General features: G+C 62.1%; 13 protein-coding genes. 10 read left to right on the top strand and 3 right to left on the bottom strand.

All coding sequences use genetic code 11. The annotated features are described in order from the left end of the window. Window positions 1–58 precede the first annotated feature (58 nt). Together ACT5M9_RS20750 and ACT5M9_RS20745 are read left to right on the top strand one after the other, a co-directional pair. On the top strand, window positions 59–1,729 hold the full coding sequence (locus ACT5M9_RS20750; protein WP_457980581.1) for a putative glycosyltransferase family protein: 1,671 nt from the start codon (window positions 59–61) through the stop codon (window positions 1,727–1,729). Window positions 1,730–1,886: 157 nt separating this feature from the next. Then, window positions 1,887–3,080 carry a Bcr/CflA family multidrug efflux MFS transporter gene (locus ACT5M9_RS20745; protein WP_457979204.1) on the top strand — a complete coding sequence of 398 codons (1,194 nt, stop codon included), beginning with the start codon at window positions 1,887–1,889 and terminating at the stop codon, window positions 3,078–3,080. A gap of 97 nt (window positions 3,081–3,177) precedes the next feature. On the opposite strand, the gene ACT5M9_RS20740 is transcribed toward ACT5M9_RS20745, so the two are convergent. Next, on the bottom strand, window positions 3,178–3,645 hold the full coding sequence (locus ACT5M9_RS20740; protein WP_011706372.1) for a DUF4357 domain-containing protein: 468 nt from the start codon (window positions 3,643–3,645) through the stop codon (window positions 3,178–3,180). A 152-nt stretch (window positions 3,646–3,797) separates the two neighbouring features. Between ACT5M9_RS20740 and ACT5M9_RS20735 the strand changes: the two genes are divergently transcribed. The 4 genes from ACT5M9_RS20735 (at window position 3,798) to ACT5M9_RS20720 (ending at window position 9,020) form a co-directional block, all read left to right on the top strand. Beyond that, on the top strand, window positions 3,798–4,478 hold the full coding sequence (locus ACT5M9_RS20735; protein ID WP_457979206.1) for an ABC transporter ATP-binding protein: 681 nt from the start codon (window positions 3,798–3,800) through the stop codon (window positions 4,476–4,478). A gap of 45 nt (window positions 4,479–4,523) precedes the next feature. After that, window positions 4,524–6,923 carry an ABC transporter permease gene (locus tag ACT5M9_RS20730; RefSeq protein ID WP_457979207.1) on the top strand — a complete coding sequence of 800 codons (2,400 nt, stop codon included), beginning with the start codon at window positions 4,524–4,526 and terminating at the stop codon, window positions 6,921–6,923. Next, on the top strand, window positions 6,920–7,993 hold the full coding sequence (locus ACT5M9_RS20725) for a lipocalin-like domain-containing protein (protein ID WP_457979209.1): 1,074 nt from the start codon (window positions 6,920–6,922) through the stop codon (window positions 7,991–7,993). The genes ACT5M9_RS20730 and ACT5M9_RS20725 overlap by 4 nt, the downstream gene beginning before the upstream one ends. A 202-nt stretch (window positions 7,994–8,195) precedes the next feature. Beyond that, window positions 8,196–9,020: a hypothetical protein gene (locus ACT5M9_RS20720; RefSeq protein ID WP_457979210.1), complete on the top strand. Its 825-nt coding sequence runs from the start codon at window positions 8,196–8,198 to the stop codon at window positions 9,018–9,020. Between the two features lie 229 nt (window positions 9,021–9,249). On the opposite strand, the gene ACT5M9_RS20715 is transcribed toward ACT5M9_RS20720, so the two are convergent. After that, the gene (locus ACT5M9_RS20715) at window positions 9,250–10,038 is read right to left on the bottom strand and encodes an alpha/beta fold hydrolase (RefSeq protein WP_457979212.1); all 789 of its coding nucleotides are present in this window, start codon (window positions 10,036–10,038) and stop codon (window positions 9,250–9,252) included. A 108-nt stretch (window positions 10,039–10,146) separates the two neighbouring features. On the opposite strand from ACT5M9_RS20715, the gene ACT5M9_RS20710 reads away from it, so the two are divergent. From ACT5M9_RS20710 to ACT5M9_RS20700, 3 genes are read left to right on the top strand one after another with little or no spacing between them, the layout of a single operon-like run. After that, a complete protein-coding gene (locus ACT5M9_RS20710; RefSeq protein WP_457979213.1) occupies window positions 10,147–10,524 on the top strand; it encodes an MmcQ/YjbR family DNA-binding protein in 378 nt (125 codons plus the stop codon). Between the two features lie 8 nt (window positions 10,525–10,532). Continuing rightward, window positions 10,533–11,084: a GNAT family N-acetyltransferase gene (locus ACT5M9_RS20705; protein ID WP_457979215.1), complete on the top strand. Its 552-nt coding sequence runs from the start codon at window positions 10,533–10,535 to the stop codon at window positions 11,082–11,084. 47 nt (window positions 11,085–11,131) lie between these two features. After that, a complete protein-coding gene (locus ACT5M9_RS20700; RefSeq protein ID WP_438549762.1) occupies window positions 11,132–11,467 on the top strand; it encodes a DUF3802 family protein in 336 nt (111 codons plus the stop codon). Between the two features lie 335 nt (window positions 11,468–11,802). On the opposite strand, the gene msrA is transcribed toward ACT5M9_RS20700, so the two are convergent. Further along, window positions 11,803–12,435, bottom strand: coding sequence for a peptide-methionine (S)-S-oxide reductase MsrA (msrA, locus tag ACT5M9_RS20695; protein WP_457979216.1), 633 nt, complete (start codon window positions 12,433–12,435; stop codon window positions 11,803–11,805). Between the two features lie 246 nt (window positions 12,436–12,681). On the opposite strand from msrA, the gene argA reads away from it, so the two are divergent. After that, window positions 12,682–14,010, top strand: coding sequence for an amino-acid N-acetyltransferase (argA, locus tag ACT5M9_RS20690; protein ID WP_457979218.1), 1,329 nt, complete (start codon window positions 12,682–12,684; stop codon window positions 14,008–14,010). Window positions 14,011–14,135: the final 125 nt, after the last annotated feature.

The raw sequence follows: 14,135 nt of genomic DNA, 5'->3' as shown, positions 1-14,135 counted from the left end.
GGCTCCCTCTCCCGACTCGACTAAACTCACTGCGCATTCGCCAAGGGAGTGGCCGTTGATGAAGGGTATGAGGGAGTGGGCGCTCGCCCTGCCGGTGTTGATCCTAGCCTCCACGCTCCTGCTGCTGCCGCTCTGGCTGCAGGGAGGCACACGGGGGCACGATCTTTTCCATCATCTGCTCTCCGGCCACTATTTCGCCCAGCAGCTCTGGCAGGGGGAGCTCTATCCCCGCTGGCTGATGGCCATGAACGGCGGCTTTGGCAGCCCCACCTTCTTCTTCTATCCGCCGCTCCCCTATTACGTCAGCGCCCTGTTTGCGGGCCCTGCCGCCCTGCCCCACCAGGCCGTCTATCCCCTGCTCGCCAGCGCCAGTCTGGCGCTGCTGCTCTCCGGGATCTTTGCCTATCTGTGGCTGCGCAGCTTCACCTCCCCGGGCCGGGCCCTCGCGGTCAGCCTGCTCTACCTGGCCCTGCCCTATCACCTTGCCATGGATCTCTACGCCCGTTTCGCGCTCGCCGAGTTCTGGGCCTTCGTCTGGGCGCCGCTGATCCTGCTTGGGCAGGATCTCGCCACCCGGCGCCAGCGCTTTGGCCTGCCCCTGCTGGCCCTGACCCTGGCGCTGCTGGCTTACTCCCACCTGCCCAGCCTGCTGCTGATGCTGGGGCTCATCAGCCTGCGCGCCCTCTGGCAGGCCTGGCGGGGGCGCACCCTCAGCCCCTGCTGGCTCACCCTGGGGGGCATGCTGCTCGGGCTCTGCATGGCGGCCGCCCTGCTGCTGCCCGCCCTGCTGGATCAGGGAGCCATCTCCATGGAGCTGATGCGTGGCGGCATGTTCGACTTTAGGCGCAACTTTCTGGATCGCCTGCCCACTGGCCTGGATGACTGGCGCTTTCGCGGCCACCTCGCCTGGCAGAGCGTGCTGACCATGGGGTTACTGCTGCTGGCCTGGGCCGCTACCCGCGAGCCCTATCACCCCGAACTGCTCTGTTGGGGGGCCATAGGCGTGGCGGCCTTCCTGATGATGCTGCCCCCGAGTCAGCCCATCTGGCAGCTTCTGCCTCCCCTGCAGCGGGTACAGTTCCCCTGGCGGCTTAACCTGGTGCTCACCCTGGCGACGGTGGCCGTGGTGGCCCTCGCCCCCCCGGCCCACAGGCCCTGGCAGTGGCTCTGGTGGGGCCTGCTGCTGCTGACCCTCGCCAGCGCCGTCGCCTATGTGCGCCACGCCCCCCTCACCCAGGCGCCGGATCGCTTCGCCATCGCAAGCGAGTTCGACAGCAAGCGCAGCGCCCGGGAATACAGGCCCAGCCAGGTGCCGGGGGGCCTGTTCGCCCCCAGCCTGCTCGCCTGGAAGGAGGAGTTTTTGCCCCCCGTCAGCACGGAGCAGGCGGGAGCCAGCTGGAAGGTGCTGACCTGGCAGCCCCGCAGGCTGGAGCTGGCGGTGAGCGCCAGCGCCCCTACCCGGCTGGTGCTGCACCAGTACGATTACCCCGGCTGGCAGGCCTGGCTGGACGAGGAGCTGATGCTGACGGTGAGCGCCAACCGCCAGGGGCTGCTGCAGGTCTGGGTGCCTGCGGGCAACCACACCCTCAGCCTCAGGCTGACGCAGCGCTGGCCCGAACGCCTTGGCAACGGTCTCTCCCTGCTGGGGTTACTCGGCTGGCTCATGCTCGCCGGCCGCGTCGCCTATGCCGCCCGTCGACCGGCCCCGGCCACCACGGCACAGGGCTAGGGCCAAAGGTGTAAGCCTTAAGGACATGGCGGTAGCGCCCTGATCTAGCAGCAGATCAGACCTCGGCCTCAGGGCCAGGTTAAGCCTGCTCTAGGGCGCCAAAGCTGATAGACTCAACACTTGCCCTTTGCCGCCTCGCCCACGACACGGATAGCCTATGCCTCAAGCCTCGACCCTCTCACCCCGTTTCCTCTTCATCCTGCTCGGCGCCCTGGCGGGTCTGACACCGCTCGCGGTGGACATGTACCTGCCCGCCATCCCGGCCATCGCCCGGGACTTGGCCAGCACCATAGACGGCGCCCAACTCACCATCAGCGCCTTCCTCGGCGGCTTCGCCATCGGCCAGCTGTTCTACGGGCCGCTCGCCGACAGCTTCGGCCGCAAGCCGGTGATCCTGGCGGGGCTCTCCATGTTTGCCGTCGCCTCGGTGGGCTGCGCCATAGCGGACTCCCTGCCGGAGCTCCTGGCCTGGCGCATGCTGCAGGCGGCCGGCGGCGCCGCGGGTTCCGTGGTGGTCAATGCCCTGCTGCGGGACTTGTTCGAGAAGGATGCGTTTTCGCGGGCCATGTCGTTCGTCATCCTGGTGATGACGCTGGCCCCCCTGGTGGCGCCCGTGGTGGGCGGTTACATCAGCGCCCACAGCGACTGGCGGGTGATCTTCTGGCTGCTGGTGGGGATCAGCCTCTTCATCTGCCTGGTACTGCAGTGGAAGATCCCGGAGACCCTCAAACCCGAACACAAACAGCCCCTCAGACTCGGCCAGGTGCTGCGCAACTACTGGGGGGTGCTCTCCCACCGCGGCGCCATGGGCTATGTGCTGTGCGGCGCCCTGTCGAGCTCCGGCATGTTCGCCTTCCTGAGCGCCTCCCCCTACGTCTACATCGAGTATTTCCACGTGCCGACCGAGCACTACGGCTGGCTGTTTGGCCTCAATATCCTGCTGATGATGGTGGTCACCTTCGTCAACAGCCGGCTAGTGAAGGGGGTGGGTGCCGAGCGTATGCTGCAATACGGCCTGACCATGCTGCCGCTCGCGGGCGCCCTGCTCATCTACAACGCCTGGAGCCAGACTGGGGGCCTCTGGGGCATCGTCATCCCCGTGGTGCTGTTCGTCGGTCACATCAGCCTGGTGGGGGCCAACGCCATGACGGGCCTGATGGGTCACTTCCCCCAATCCGCGGGCACCGCCTCGGCGCTGGCCGGCACCTTGCGCTTCGGAGTCGGCGCCCTGGTGGGGATCCTGGTCAACCTCGATCCGCCCGAATCCCCCCTACCCATGGCCATCGCCATCGCCAGCTGCGGCTTTGGCTCGGCGCTCTGCTATTGGCTGCTGACCGGCAAGAAAAAATGAGCCATTAAAAAACGCGGCCCCTCTCGCTCAATGGAGGGGCCGCGTTCTTTTAGCCACAGCACATAGATTCGTGAGGGAAAACCCTCGCCGCCCGCCGTTATTTCTTGCCAAATCCCGACTGCTTGAGGGTATAGCCGGCGCTGTTTTGCCAGGCGTCCAGACCGCTTCGGTTGTTGCCCGCTACCAGGCTGGCGGCCAGGCTAGGGCTGTTGAACAGTTGATCGGCCACAAACACGAAGCCCCCCTCGGCCCGCGCGCTCAACACCCCTTTATCCAGCAGCTCGAGGCGCAGTTCGATCACCGCCTCGCGCAAGGAGGCCGCATCCTCGCCGTTGGCGGTGGATCCCGCCTGCACCATGAAGCCGGGATTTTGCCGCTTGCCCACAGGGTAGCCATGGGCCTCGGCCCCCTTGCCGTTGAAGTGGTAGAGCTCGCGCTCCCCGGGTTTGTTGTCGGAGAGCGCCTTTTGCAGGGTCATCAGCTCGTTGTAGATGTCGATGGGGACCACGGCAGCCTGCTTGGTGCCCTTGCTGTCGACGATAAAACTGACTTGCTTGTGTAACATCCTTGCTCATCCTGTGACCCATGGAGGCCCCTATTCTAACCACCTCTGGCGAGCGGGATCCAGCGAGGATCCTCATCCCTTTTGCAGCCGGGATCACTAACTGGCATAGTGGCAGACATTGTGAAAGCCATTGACCATCAACCGGTTATCCCATGCTGAGCCTGAAAAACCTGAGCAAGTCCTTCGACGCTGACGCCGCCTCTCCCCCCCTGTTTGCGGGGCTGGATCTGCGTCTTCACGCCGGTGAAGCCTGCCTGCTGCTGGGGCAGAGCGGCTCTGGCAAGTCAACCCTACTCAACCTTATCGCCGGGCTGATTGCCCCGGATAAGGGGGAGATCTGGCTCGATGAGACCCGCCTCGACAACCAGCCGAGCGGCGAGCGGGCCCGCCTGCGTGGTCGCCACCTTGGCATCGTCTATCAGGACTTCAACCTGCTGCCGACCCTGACGGTGGAGGAGAACTGTTGCCTGCCGCTCGATATCAACGGCCTGCCCCGTGAGCCTGCACGGCTGACGGCTCTGCTCACACGCCTTGGGATCGAAGAGAAACGCCACGCCTGGCCGGAGCAGCTCTCCGGCGGCCAGCGCCAACGGGTCGCCCTGGCCCGGGCCCTCATCCATCAACCCCAGTGGCTGCTCGCCGACGAACCCACCGGCAGTCTGGATGAGCACAACGCCGCGCAGGTGATGGCGCTCATGATGGCGGCGGTCAAAGAGACGGGGGCCGGGCTCCTGCTGGTGAGCCACAACCCGGCCTATGGCGCCCTGGCCGATCGGGTGCTGCGCCTCGAAGGCGGGCGGCTGGTGGAACTCAAGGGCACGGCCCATGGCTGATCTGGTGGTGAATCGAACCCCTGATCCCGCCCAAGGAGCCGCTCCTTGCTGCCCCTGAAGGCGCTGCTGCGCCTCTACCGCGCCCACCCCTGGCTGCTGCTGATGAGCCTCACCGGCCTGATGCTGGGGGTCTCACTGGTGGTCGCCATCGAGCTGCTCAACCAGAGCGCCAAGACCAACTTCGTCGCCGCCCGCAGCCAGCTCGCCGGGGAGGCCAACTACCGGCTGGCGCCGAGCGGCGGCCTGGACGAGCAGCTTTACGTAACGCTGGTGCGCAGCGAGCGCGCCCTCGCGGCCCAGCCCCAGGTGCACGCCTGGCTCAAAGACGCCCAGGGGCGCAGCTTCCAGCTGCTCGGCATCGATCTCTTGAACCCGGGCCCCTTGAGCCCTCTGCTCGGCTCGGACAAACAAGGCGGCGATAAGGAGTCATTTTCCCTGGCGCGGGCCGACGGCGTCTGGCTCGCCACCCCCGAAGCCGTGCGGCTGGGTTGGACCGTCGGAGAGACCCGCCACTTTTTGCAGGGTGAGCGGTCACTCCAGCTGACGCTCGCGGGCACCTTCGCGCCCGGCGCCGTGCCCATGGAGCGGCTGCTGCTCACCGATCTCGGCATCGCCCAGCCCCTGCTCGGCAAGAGCGGGCGGCTGGATCGCATCCTGTTCAAGCTAAGCGAGGCAGAAGCCAAGGCGCTGCAAGCCAAACTGCCCAAGCCGCTCTGGCTAGAACCCATCAGCCCGGCGCTCGATGCCAGCCTGCTCGGCGATGCGCTGGGGCTCAACCTCAGCGCCCTCTCCCTGCTAGCCATGGCGGTGGGGCTGTTTCTGGTGTTCAACGCCCAGCGCTTCGTGCAGAGCGTGCGCCGCCCCCAGCTCGCCCAGCTGATAATCCTGGGCATGCCGCCGCGCCGGGTGCTGCTCTGGTTGGGGCTGGAGCTGGCGCTCTTGGCCTCTGTCGGTACCTTGCTTGGCCTGGTGCTCGGAGTGCTGCTCGCCCAAGGCTTGATGGGTCAGCTGACCCAGGCGCTGGCAGACCTTTACGGCCCCAATCCCATCGATCTCTTGCGCCTTTCCCCCACGGGTCTCATCAAGGCCGCAGCCTTGGGTCTGCTCGGGACGCTCGCCGCCAACCTGCCCGGCTGGTGGGCACTGCTGCGCCAATCGCCCCTGCAACTGCGCGAAGGCCAGGTGCGTGTAAGCGCCCATCCCTGGCGTCGGCGCCTGCTGGCGCTCGCCATCCTGCTGATCTGCGCCCTCTGCCTGTGGCTGCCCCAGACGGGGCTCACCGGCGCCCTGCTGATCGCCGGCGGTTGGCTGCTGGCCATGGCCCTATGGCTGCCGGATGCCCTGCGCTGGGTATTGGGTCTATTGCGGCGCAGGCGCGGCGGCCTCACCTTGAGGCTGGCCGTCGCCGAGACCCAATACCATCTGGATCGCACCGCCATCGCCGTGATGGCGCTGCAACTCGCCATCGCCGCCGCCATCGGCATCGGCGTCATGGTGTCGAGCTTTCGCACCAGCGTGGAGATCTGGCTGGGCCAGCGCCTCGCCGCGGATCTCTATGTGAGCGCCCCCAGGGGCGCGGCGGGCAGCAGGGGCACGCTGGATCAGCCGACTCTGGACGCCATATTCGCAAGCCCCGAGCTCAGCGCTGCCTCCCGCCGCTCGGTGCAGCCCGCCCGCTGGCAGGGGCAACCCATCGAATGGGCCCAGATGGACGCCATCCCCGAGCTCAAGGCCGCCTATCCCCTGCTAAGTGGCCGCTGGCCAGCAGGGCCGGGCGAAGTGCTGGCGAGCGAGCCGCTGACGGTGCGCCTCGGGGTCAAGGTCGGCCAGCGGCTTGTGATCACCAGTGAGTCGGGCCCGCGATCGGTGCAGGTCACCGGCGTCTATCAGGATTACGGCAGCGACAAGGGGCAGGTCTTGCACGGCTTCGAATCCGGACCCGTGCAATCCCTCGCGCTCTTCAGCCCTCAGCCGGAGCGGCTCGCCGATGGGCTGCGGGCCCAGTTTGGGGAGAAGGTGAACCTCTTGCCCGCCCCCGCCATCCACGCCGCGGCGCTCAAGGTGTTCGATCAGACCTTCGTGGTGACCGAGCTGCTGAAATTGCTGATCCTGGGGATAGCCTTTGTCGGCATCGGCTCCGCCTTTATGGTGCTGGGGCTCGCCCGCAAAGCCGAGTTGCAGACCTTGCAGAGTCTGGGATTAAGCCCCCACCGCTGCCGCCAGTTGCTGGTGTGGCAAGGCGCCGGATTGGGGCTGCTCACCGCCCTGCTCGCCCTGCCGGTGGGTTATGGCCTCGCCTGGGTGCTCATTGAAGTGGTCAATCCCCGCGCCTTCGGCTGGCGGCTGGCATTCGAAGCCGCCCCCGCCCACGCCATCACGGCCCTGTTGCTGGCACCGGTGTGCGGGGCTCTTGCCTCCTGGTTTGCCGCAAGGAGAGTGGTATGAAGCATTCACTACGGGCCAAGCTGCTGGCCGCCTTGTATGCCCTGCTGGGCGCCAGCGTTCAAGCCCAAGATCTCGGGGCCGTGCTCGGCAGTGGTGGCGAACAGTTTAAAAAGGCACAACCGGGGCAAACAATAAACTTGCCCACGGATCACGCGGCCCACCCGGACTATCGCTCCGAGTGGTGGTATCTCACCGGCAACCTCAAAGACGAGCAGGGGCGCGAGTACGGCCTGCAGTGGACGCTATTTCGGCAAGGCATCGCCAATCAGCAGCTCGCCTCCCCCAATCCCTGGCTGACCCCCCAGCTCTGGCTGGCGCAATTTGCCATCACGGATCTTGCCACCGGCAAGCATCTGCAGGACGAGCGCACCAGTCGCCAGGGGCCGGGTCTGGCGGGCGCCAGCAAGGGCGAGTATTGGCTAAGGGAGTGGCGACTTAAATCCGAAGGAGATGCGCTCTTCCCGGCGCACCTCAACGTCGATAGCGCCATCGGCCAGCTGGCACTTGAGGTAAGCAATCGCAAACCCGCCGTGCTGCAAGGCAAATCGGGTTACAGCGAGAAGAGCCCGGGCAACGCCTCGTTTTACTACTCCTTCCCCCGCCTGGCGCTTACCGGCACCCTGACCCTGGATGGCGAAACCCGCAAGGTGAGCGGCCAGGGCTGGTTCGATCACGAGTGGAGCAGCTCGGTGTTGGCGGACTGGCAGGCGGGCTGGGACTGGTTCTCCCTGCAATTTGTTGACGGCCGCGAGCTGATGCTGTTTCGCCTTCGCACCAAGGCAGGCCATCCCGAACCGGAGAACCGTTACGGCATCCTGATTGAACGCGATGGCAGCAGCCGGGTGCTCTCCCCCGAATCCATCGCCCTCACCCCAGGCAAGACCTGGCGTGGCCCCAAGGGTCAGCCCTACCCCATCGAGTGGCAACTAAAAGCTGCCGATCTGAATCTCACCATCCGTGCCCGCCAGCCCAATCAGGCCATGACCGGCCGCTTCGACTACTGGGAGGGAGCTGTGACGGTGGAGGGAGATGCCAAAGGGCTGGGTTATCTGGAGATGACGGGGTATTGATCGCCTTGAAAATCTGATCGGCTTCAAAAAAACATTCAAATCTTATTCTTTAGATAACATTCTGCTCAACAAAATCTCCCCAGCTTGATACCGTCCTCACACGATCCCTTTCAATCCTATTGCATATGATTTTCTATCAGAATCTTATAAGACCGATAAAAATCTCATGAAAGTCCTATGCTGAATCTCAGGAATAAACTCCGTGACAGAAAAAAAAGTAGATAAAGAAAAACCAAAATGTTTTGTGATTATGCCAATCGCAGATACCCATGGTTATGAAGGTGGACATTTTAGCCGTGTATATGAGCATTTACTAAAACCTGCAATAATACAAGCTGGCTATCACCCTGTCAGAGCAGATGATACAGTAAAGACCGACTATATCGTCATTGGAATAATACAAATGATTGTCGATTCAGATATTGTCATTTGTGATTTGAGCGCAAGAAACCCTAATGTTATGTATGAACTCGGAATAAGGCACGCCTTTAATAAACCAGTGACATTAATAAAAGACAAGAAAACAGATAAAGTATTTGACATCCAAGGATTAAGATATATCGAATATGATGAGTCGCTTAGAATTGACACTGTGCAAAAGGATATATCAAAAATATCCGTCTCACTTCAAGAGACAGCCAAATTAGATGGGAAGGTAATTAATTCCGTAGTTCAACTGGCTGGGATTAAAGCTGCAAATGTGCCAGATAAACAGACTGTTTCCGGTGATACACAATTAATTTTATCAGCAATTGGCTCACTTGAAAGTAGAATTAATAATGTTGAAAGAAAATCAAGGTCAATCCCTAAGCACTTCTTTATAAAGGACGACTGCGTTTACTTTTCAGAGCATGACCGTGCTAAAGTTGGTGAGGAAATCTATGATGGGAATGCCAATCCTCTAGGAGTTTTAGTTGCAGTTCTTCCGGAAGAGGAGGGCTTTTTAATTCGTCAAAAAAATGGGGATGTAGTCCAGTATCATTCGAACTCGGCTAGAGCAAAAGGTATGACATCGCTCCCTTTTTAATTTTACAAGAGATTGTTATCACTAACTCAGAGGGAGGTAGGTTCGATTAGCAAAGCATAATCGAATATTTACGAAGCCCCCCTTTAAATTTAAATAAAGGGGCGACATCTATATGTAAACATCTGAGTCTGGATAAAATAATTTCCACCACCAAAAAGATCTTTCTTCCCCGTTCGTTCGATTACGCTTCGCTCAACCCAACCTACGCCCACCCTATCAATTAATTGGCTTACGCCGCGATCGTTTGGCTGGATATAAACGCCAGCGACTGCCGATTAAAGTGCTCCGGCTGCTCCACGTTGCAGACATGGCCGCAGTTTTCGATGATGGCGAGCTGGCTGTAGGGATCGCGAGCGACCTGCTCGCGTACCGGGGCGATAAACATATGATCCTCCTCCCCCATCAGGTAGAGGGTCGGGATCGGTAGCGCCCGCTCCTTGAAGTAGCGCATCAGGGGGTTGACCTCGGTGGCGAGGCGGAACCAGCGTTTGAACTCCTTCTGGCACAGCTTTCTGGCCTCGCGCACGAAGAGGTTGCGGGACTCCTGATGGTGCTGGCGCGGCATGATGATGAAGGCGAACAATCGGTAGAGCCACATGTAGGGCAGGATGTGCTGGCCGACCCGGCCGAGCTGCACCAGCGTCTGGGAGCGGATGTCGAGCCGCAGTATGGCGCCGCCGAGCACCATGCTCTTGACCCGCTCCGGGCAGAGCTCCGCCAGATGGCGAATGAGGATGGTGCCCAAGGATATGCCGACAAAATGGGCGCGGGGGATGCGCAGGTGATCGAGCAGGCGCAGTATGTCCTCGGTCACGGCCTTGAAGCTGTAGTGACCCTGCACCACCTGCTGCAACTGGTTGGACTGGCCGTGGCCGCGCAAGTCCAGCAACAGCACGTTGAAGTGCTCGCGATAGGCGCGCAGCTGCTTGAACCAGATGGAGGAGCTGCCGCCGGCGCCGTGCACGAACACCACCCAATCCCGCTCGGGGCTCAGCTCAAAGGTCTTGTGGTACAACATCTTATGGGCTCCCGGGGAGTTGGGGGATATACTCGGCTGGCATATTAACAGATGGGGCGCCCCGCTGAATATGCTGCCACTTATCATCGGACCAGCATGGAGTCCTGTATGAGCCTTGTATCGTTACGTGAATTCCTGCTAAGCCAGCCCGGCACCACCGAAGATACGCCGTTCGGCCCCGAGATCCTGGTCTATCGCATCGCCGGCAAGATGTTCGCCCTGGTGGACTGGCAGGCCGAGCCCCTGACCATCAACCTCAAATGCGAGCCCGAACTCGCGCTCTTGCTGCGGGAGATCCACCCCGAGGTGAAGCCCGGCTGGCACATGAACAAGCAGCACTGGAACACGGTCACCCTGAGCAAGAGTCTCGATGCCGAGCTGTGGCAGGGCTGGATACGGCACTCCTATGAGCGGGTTGTGGCGGGTCTGCCCAAGGCCAAGCGCCCCCAGGCCTCCTCCCACGCTTCTTCTCCCATCAAACCATGAGCCCTCCCATGCCTGACTCCTCTCAATCCCAGAATTCAGTCACCTATCGAGTCGTTCCTCTGGACGAGGGTCATATCCCGGCCCTGCTCGCCCTGTTCGAGCAGTCGGTGCGTCAAGCCGGCCCCGAGCACTACAGCCCCGAGCAGGTAGAGCAGTGGGCCCAGGGGGCCCGTCACCCGGGCCTGGTCACTCAGCTGCAGGAACACCATGGCTGGGTGATTGAACAGGCGCCGGAACAAGTGGGTGCGCAGATGACGGAGCAGGGTACCCAGCCAGCCAGGCCCCTCGGCTTTGTGACCCTGAGCGATGACGGCCACCTGAGCCTGCTCTATGTGAGCGCGAGCCATCAGCGGCTGGGGCTCGGCAGCCGCCTGCTTGAGACCGCCATGCACTATGCCCGGCGCCTCGATCTTCGCATGCTCACCACGGAGGCGAGCACCTTCAGCCTGGGGTTGTTCCTGCGCCACGGCTTTGAGCAGACCGGATTGGAAACCGTTGAACGCGGCGGAGTCAGTTTTATCCGCCATCGCCTGCACTGCCGCTTGCCAAGCCAGGGGTAGCCACTAAAATACGCCCACTTCCCGCAGATTGAATGAAGGCAGCCATCATGGTGGTAGAGAGCGAAGGGTACATTGCGCTAATCGAGTATCTGGTCGAGAGTCTGGCCCTGTTCGAGAGCCAGCAGCAGGGCACGGGCAGCCAGACCATAGAGGATCTGGTGAGCGGCCGGGTGGCCGGCAACCTGATGACCATCTGCGAACAGAACCCCCAGCTCGACGCCAAGGTGCGCTTCCTCATCATGCAGGAGGCCGATGCCGTGGTCGCCGATCTCGAAGAGGTGCTCTCCGCGGTCTGGCTGCGCGCCCCCACCCCGGCCCAGCAAGCCTTCCTCGATGAATTCATCGATCTCATCAAGAACCTGTTCGACAGCGCCATCCGCTAGGGCCGCCTGGCGCGGCCTCAAGCCCACTCGATCCAAGCCACTGATTTTACAGACCATATAGGGGGCGACTCAGAACGCCGCCCATGAAAAGGGCCGCCTCTGGGGCAGCCCTGCTTGCTATCATTTTCAATTCATCGCGCTTGTCTAAGTTGAATGAATCTCGAGGCAAGAAAAATGTGTCTGGTCTTGGCTGCCATCCTTGGTAGCTACCTATTAGTCAGCCCTGGTTCAGTTAAGTTCCCCGCCGTGACAGATTTTTTTCAATTTTCTTTCAACCAGCTTTTACTCCAAGAAAAAGGGGCCAGATAGGCCCCTTTTTACTCCTTGTCCGCGACTCAGCGATTCAGGCTGGGAGGCAGGCAGACCCCGATCCCCCCGAGGCCGCAGTAGCCTTCCGGGTTCTTCTTCAGATATTGCTGATGATAATCCTCGGCGTAGTAGAAGGGCGCCAGCGGCAGGATGCGGGTAGTGATGGTGCGGCCGTCACCGCTCGCCGCCATGGCCTGCTGGAAGGCGGCCAGGCTCTGCTGGGCGATGGCCTCCTGGCTCTCGTCCCCGACGAAGATCACCGAGCGATACTGGGTGCCCACATCCCCGCCCTGGCGCATGCCCTGGGCCGGATCGTGCTGCTCCCAGAACAGCTTGAGCAGGTCGCCGTAGCCGATGACCCTGGGGTCGAACACCACCTGCACCGTCTCCGCATGACCGGTCAGGCCGCTGCACACCTCCTTGTAGGTGGGATTGGGGGTCAGGCCCCCCTGATAACCGGCGGCGGTGGAATAGACGCCGGGCTGCTGCCAGAACAGGCGCTCCACGCCCCAGAAGCACCCCATGCCAAACCAGGCGGACTCCAGCCCCTCGGGCCAGGGTCCCTGGGTCGGGTGGCCATTGACCGCGTGCTGCTGGCTTATCACCAGCGCCTCACGTCGACCCGGCAGCGCCTCTGCCGGTGAAATAATCTGCTCCATATGCCCTGTCCTTGTATAAAACTCGCGAGATGCCGCGACTGACGAAAAGGAGTAACGAAGATAACAGGTTATGGCATGGGATCAACTTGGCCGGGCATGGCCTTATCCAGGCCGGTTTGCCCCCTCCCCGCCCCCCTGGATAAGATAAATGACGGGATTGCCCACCAAATCAATATTTAGTCTTGATTTGTGAATTTATTTTCATATATTGAGCAAATTGCTGTTTTTTTATGGAAGAAGTCTCAAGTGCGTGAACGCGAACCCAGCCTGGTCTATGCCTTTCGGCAATCCACCCCCTATGTCAACGTGCACAGAGGCGCCACCTTCGTGCTGATGATGGGGGGCGAAGCCCTCTGCCACCCCAACTTTGCCAACATAGTCACCGACATCGCCCTGCTGCAGACCTTGGGGATCAGGCTGGTGCTGGTGTTCGGTTCGCGCCCGCAGAACGACGAGGCGCTGGCCCGGGCCGGCATAGAGGCGCAGTACCACAGGCGCATCCGGGTCACCGACGATCAGAGCTTCGACATCATCAAGCAGGTGTGTGGCGGGCTGCAGTACGACATCACGGCCCAGCTCTCCATGGGGATCGCCAACACCCCCATGCAGGGAGCGCGCCTGAGCGTGGTGAGCGGCAACTTCGTCACCGCCCAGCCCCTCGGGGTGGAGGATGGCATCGACTACTGCCACAGCGGCCGGGTGCGCCGCATCGACGTGGAGGGGATCCGCCGCCAGCTGGATCAGCAGGCCATGGTGCTCATCTCCCCCATCGGCTGCTCGGTCACCGGCGAGAGCTTCAACCTGAGCTCGGAAGAGGTGGCACGGCGGGTGGCGGTGGATTTGAAGGCCGACAAACTCATCTGTTTCAGCAGCACCCAGGGGGTGATGGACCGCCACGGCGAGGCCATCTCCGAGCTCTTCCCCGAGCAGGCCGAAGAGCTCCTGGTGGAGCTGGAGCAGGCGGGGGAAGAGATGTCCGGCACCGCCCGCTACCTGCGTGCGGCCATCGCTTCGTGTCGCGGCGGCGTGCCCCGCTCCCACCTGGTCAGCTATCAGGATGACGGCGCCATGCTGCAAGAGCTGTTCAGCCGAGACGGTCTCGGCACCCAGATAGTGCGGGAGAGTGCCGAGCGGGCGCGGGCCGCCGCCATCGAAGACATCGGCGGCATCCTGGATCTCATCCGCCCCCTGGAGGAGGAGGGCATACTGGTGCGCCGCTCCCGGGAGCAGCTGGAGATGGAGATCGACAAGTTCACCATCATAGAGCGGGACGGCCTCATCATCGGCTGCGCCGCCCTCTACTGCTTCATGGAGGAGGCCATGGCCGAGATGGCCTGCGTCGCCATCCACCCGGAGTACCGCAACTCCAACCGCGGGGATCAGCTCATCGCCAAGGTGGCCGAGCGGGCCAAACGGCTCGGGATCGAGCGCCTGTTCGTGCTCACCACCCGCTCCATCCACTGGTTCCGGGAGCGGGGCTTCGAGCCACTGGAGGTGGAAGATCTGCCGGTGGCGCGCCAGCGCTTCTACAACTGGCAGCGCAGATCCAAGGTACTGTCCAAGACAATACTGTAACTCTTTGTACGAAGCATTTAGCTAACTGATTGATCTTGTGTTGGGTTCCTGTCGATTGTTGATTTTTTTGCAAACTCGATTGACAGTGCATTCCAGTGCAGGGTATTTCTACATGCACGCCGCCT

Source organism: Aeromonas sp. AE23HZ002T15, from assembly GCF_054165525.2.
This window is presented reverse-complemented; position numbering and strand designations above follow the sequence as displayed.